General features: G+C 62.2%; 2 protein-coding genes. Both read right to left on the reverse strand.

Annotated features, from left to right (window positions below; genetic code table 11):
- Nucleotides 1–459: 459 nt before the first annotated feature.
- Nucleotides 460–3,504, reverse strand: coding sequence for a glycoside hydrolase family 2 TIM barrel-domain containing protein (locus tag MU551_RS23105; protein ID WP_247048910.1), 3,045 nt, complete (start codon nucleotides 3,502–3,504; stop codon nucleotides 460–462).
- Nucleotides 3,505–3,632: 128 nt separating this feature from the next.
- On the reverse strand, nucleotides 3,633–4,763 hold the full coding sequence (locus MU551_RS23110) for a LacI family DNA-binding transcriptional regulator (protein ID WP_247048911.1): 1,131 nt from the start codon (nucleotides 4,761–4,763) through the stop codon (nucleotides 3,633–3,635).
- Between the last annotated feature and the right edge of the window lie 240 nt (nucleotides 4,764–5,003).

The following is a 5,003-nucleotide window of genomic DNA, read 5'->3' on the forward strand; positions in this document are numbered from 1 at the left end:
AACAACCAATCAATAAAACAATTGGTATCAACAAACTTGGCACACTATTGAGTTCTCAAACAACAGACACACCCGGCACCACCACAACATTTCACAGCCGTAGATCGCTCCGGAGCAACTTTTCAAAGTTACCCGGTTTCCTTATGCTTTGCAAATCAGCGTTTCGGCGATTTCAGCTTTAGATAACCAGCCCCGCCTGCATCCGGCACGCCAATCAGCGAACCATTTCCAGGCTGTTTTCAGGGGGTTGGCCGCTCTCCGGTAACCAGCTCTTCGCTGGTCTCCCTCGCGGCGACTTAGAAAACAATACACGCAGCCCACCCCCAACACAAATCAGCCCCGAACATGCCAGAGGGGTCCCAAAATCCCCGGAAAACCAAGGATTCGGGACCCCTCCTGAACGTACGGCGACGGGAATCAGCCAAATGCCGCCTTTATGGCTTGAGTCACATGTGGAGCCTATGTCCCGGCGGTAAGCACCACCGTGAAATCAACATCCCGGGGCGTGAGCTGGTAGGGCTCCAATGCTCCCGGTCCGCAGGCTGCGGTGCCAACGCCATCCCGGGCACAATCCAGATAGATGTAGCTCCGGCCATCGGGAGTCAGATCCTCACGATGCGTTGCGTCGTCCAGCACTTGCTGGCTGTACGGACGGACAGTCAGAGCAAAGTCGTCGCCGGCGATACTGAGCGAACCGCCGTCGAGCTCCAAGGAAGCCGATCGTACGGCGGACCTTGCCCCCGCTTCCTGGGGCCGGACGTAGTCCACGTCCATCTCGTCCAGGGGAAGTGCATACCAACCCAGGCGGGTGCCCTGGCCGGTATCCGGGTAGCTTTGGTACGGACCCTGACCGAACCACTCGACGTTCTGCGTTCCTGCTCGGAGGACCAGCTCAACTCCGACCCGGGCCCACCGGACTGCTGTCCGGCGGTCTATCCAGTCGCCGTCAGGGCGGACGGACGTTTTCAGGCTTACGCTGGTGCCGTCACTGGTCCAGGCGTAGTCCACAAGCACGCCGTACTGCTTGTCGGCCGGAGCCATCCGGGTTCGGACCAACAGTTCCTCCCCGCCGTCATCAGTTGAAACAGCTGAAATGCTGATCAAACGCGAGTGGAGGCGGTTCAGTCCCGCGTCCAGCCAGCGGCGTTCGATGGTGCGGGGGTCCGGGTCACTCCATTCCCTGCCAAGGTCGTTGTCGGTGGGGGCACGCCACAACGTGACCTTCATTCCCTCCACGGCCAGGTCCCCTAACCGCTTCAACTCCCCGGTCACGCGGTCAAAAGTGGCGGGGCCGAGCCGAAGTTCGTTGCCTTCTTCCTCAACGGACACCTGCGCTGACAGCGAGCCAGGGCTGTTCAGGTTGGCGGATGCTTGCCCCCATGCGATCTCATGACCGGCCTCGGCCCAGTCTGTGTCCTCGTTCAGCACAGCGCTGACAGTGAGAACCGCTGGACTGCCGGCGGGGAGCTGCAGCAAGCCGGCGGGCAACTCCACAAAGACGTTTTCGCCCGGCGCCAGGGGAACGGAGGTGACGCTCCCGCCTTCGAGCGTGACGCCGTCGGCCACCACTGCATACTGGAAGCCGAAGGGGGAGGTGTCGGCAAAGTCGAAGCCGTTGCGCAGGGTGAAGCCGGACCAGTCGGCCGCTACAGAAAGCGTCAGGGGTTCGATCACCTTCTTGAAATCCAACAGTCCGGGCCGGGGCTTGCGGTTGGCGTCCACAAGGCCATCGGTCACAAAGTTGCCATCGTGAATTTCCTCACCAAAGTCACCGCCGTAAGCGAAGTGCTCCCGACCGTCGGTTCCGATAACGGCAATTCCGTGCTCCAGCCACTCCCACACGAAGCCGCCCATCAGCCGGGGGTAGCGGTCAAACAGTTCCTGATACTCGGACATACCGCCCGGTCCGTTACCCATGGCGTGAACGTACTCGCACAGGACGAAGGGCATGGCTCTGCGCCGTGCGTCAAGGGCAGGATCCTCCAGCGGCTCCTCCATGCCCTGTCCGATCAGCTCGGTCTCTTCATGTGTCGCGTACATCCGCGAATAAACGTCTACATAAACTGAGCTCCGGTCGCTTTCATAGTGGATGGGCCGTGAGGGGTCGCGCTGCTTCGTCCAGCGCGACATCGCACCAAGGTTCCTGCCCGCCCCCGCCTCATTCCCAAGCGACCACATGATCACCGAGGCGTGGTTCTTGTCGCGCTCCACGGTGCGGCGCATCCTGTCCAGCAGCGCCGCCTCCCACTGCGGATCGTCGCTCGGGTTTTGCTTCCAGCCGCCGCTTTCAAACCCATGGGTTTCGAGGTCGCACTCAAGGACCACATAGAATCCGAGCTGGTCAGCCAGTGCCAAAAATTCGGGATGCGGCGGGTAGTGGGATGTCCGGATGGCATTGATGTTGTGCTGCTTCATGAGCCGCAGCTCGCTGACCATCCGCTCCCTGGGTACCGCCCGGCCCAGCTTGGGATCGTGCTCGTGGCGGTTCACGCCGCGGAGCAGGATGCGCTTGCCGTTCACCTTGAACTGGGCGTCCTCAATCGCGATTGAACGGAATCCGAGTTGAAGCTCGACGGATTCAGCTGCGGTACTGACACTGGCGGCATACAGCTTTGGTACCTCGGCCGACCACGGTTCGATCCCGGGAATGACGTGCTCTGCGCCCGCTTCAACTTCCAGTCCCAGCTCGGGAATGCGCACGACGGCGTCAATCGCCTCACCGTTCCGGCTCGCCTCCACGCGGAGGATTCCTTCGCCCCTCAGGTGGTCGAATTCAGCATGCACGAAGACGTCGTCGATTCCTCCCGCCGGCCGGGCCTGGAGGGTGACGTCCCGGAATATGCCGGGCAGCCACCACATGTCCTGATCCTCCAGGTAGCTTGCTCCAGAGAACTGGGCGACCTCGACGGCGAGTACGTTTGCGCCCTCCGTCAGGACACCCGCGACGTCGAACTCGTGGGCCAACCGGCTGCCACGGGTGGTACCAAGGCGCTGCCCATTCAGCCAAACGGTCCCTGCAGATTCAATCCCGTCGAACCGGAGCACAGACCTTTGGATGAACTCGGGCCCGACGGTGAACTCAAACACGTGCTGCCCGATGGGGTTGGCTTCGGGGATCTGCGGCGGCTCAACGGGGAACGGGTACTGGATGTTTGTGTACGCTGGATTGCCGTGGCCGTGCATGGGCCAGCTGGAGGGAACAGGCAACTCCGTGAATCCGGATGGGTCCTGGCCCAGCTGCCAGCCAGCCTCAGGCGCTGTCCTGACGCCCGGGAACAGGCGGAACTTCCATGTTCCATTCAGTGAGAGGCGGGCAGCATCACTGTCAAGGAAGGCCCTGGGGGGTAGAGCTCCTTCAGCAGGCGCTACCGATGCCAGTTCTGCCACGCGTCCACTGCCGAGTTCCAGGCGGCGTACCCGCGCTGGGGTGGGCGACTTGGCCAACGGCTCCTGGGCGGGCGGCTGCTTAAGGTCCTGTGCGCCGAGCAATGATTCGACTGACATAAGTGTTCCTCGTCTCGCTGAGTCTGCGGGATTCGTTGGTTGGTAGTGGAAACGTGAACGTTCACGGGCTGGGTACAACAGTACGGCAGGCCAAGGACTTTGGCCATAGTTCGCATCGAATCTCCTTATCAGGCGGACTGCCTGACCACCAGCCGGTGCCGAAGAATAAGGCGCGACTCAGCACTCCCTGCCGCAAGGGTTCCGCCCAGCAATCCGTCAAGGAGTTCGACGGCGGTGCGGCCCACCTCGCGAAGATCCAACGACAATGTGGTCAGCTCGGGAGACAATTGTTCTCCGAGTGGGATCCCATCCATTCCGATGACCAGGCAGTCTTCAGGAACCCGCTTCCCGGCATCTGACAGAGCCTTCAGCACCCCAGACGCCACAAGGTCATTAAAGGCAACAATCCCATCGATCCCAGGTTGCAACGCAAGCAGTTCCCGCACCGCAGTGCGGCTCTCAGAGGCCGACTCCTCAACCGCAACGGCAGAGCATCGGAAGGCGCCGCCGTAGGATTCCTCGAGGACAGCGGCGAAGGCCCTGCCCCGGGAAGTGACGAAACCGTCATCGGCACCCCGCCCATGTGCGACTGTTTCCGCACTGCCGCCTGCACTTGATGGTCGATTTCCGGAGTTGAGATCTTCGGGGGCACGGATTTCGAGGGCACGCTTCTCGGGGGCGCGGACGGAATCCACATACGCAATCCGGCTGCAGCCGACGCCCTGCAGGCGCCCGATTGCGAGCTCGGCCGCATGACGGTAATCGAAGGTAATTGCACCAGCGGCTGAGCCGGGTTCCTCATCGAGGACAATCAGCGGCCGCCGGCCCAGGATCGCCTGGGCCTGACCTGCATAACCGCCGAGGTATCCAATCACGGCGTCCACGTGCGGGGCAAGATGCTCGACGGCGTCAAGGCCATTGCGTCCCCCGTGACCGTAATCGTCCATGACCACCTGCCAGCCCCGTTGAGTGGCCTGCTCCACCACGCTTGAGGCGAAAGCGGGAAAGTATGGGTTTGTGAGATCGGGGATTGCCAGGCCGACCGACGTCCGTGCGCCCTGAACCAGGCCCTTGGCGAACCGGCTCGGCGTATACCCAAGTTCCCTGGCCACCTCCTGGATCCGCTGGCGGGTTTCCGTCTTGATGCCGGGCATGTCATTCATGGCACGCGTTACGGTCTGTCTCGATACACCTGCAGCGGCAGCAACGTCCAGGATGGTGGCGCGCTGGGAGCGGCGGCCAGCAGGAGTTTGGGTCATGCTCGTAAGTCTAGGGGCCAGCTACCGTGGCCCGGGTTTGAGCCGGCCTGCGACGCTCCTTCACGTTTCGCGGTACCTGGCGTGACGCTCCCTCACATCCTGCGGGTTCCGGTGTGACGCTCCCTCAGGTTTCGCAAGTTCCTCGCGTGACGCTCCCTCAGGTTTCGCAAGTTCCTCGCGTGACGCTCCCTCAGGTTTCGCAGGTTCCGGCGTGGAGGGGTCCCCGGGTTAAGGGTCGGG

This window comes from Arthrobacter rhizosphaerae, assembly GCF_023062595.1.
Classification (GTDB): domain Bacteria; phylum Actinomycetota; class Actinomycetes; order Actinomycetales; family Micrococcaceae; genus Arthrobacter; species Arthrobacter rhizosphaerae.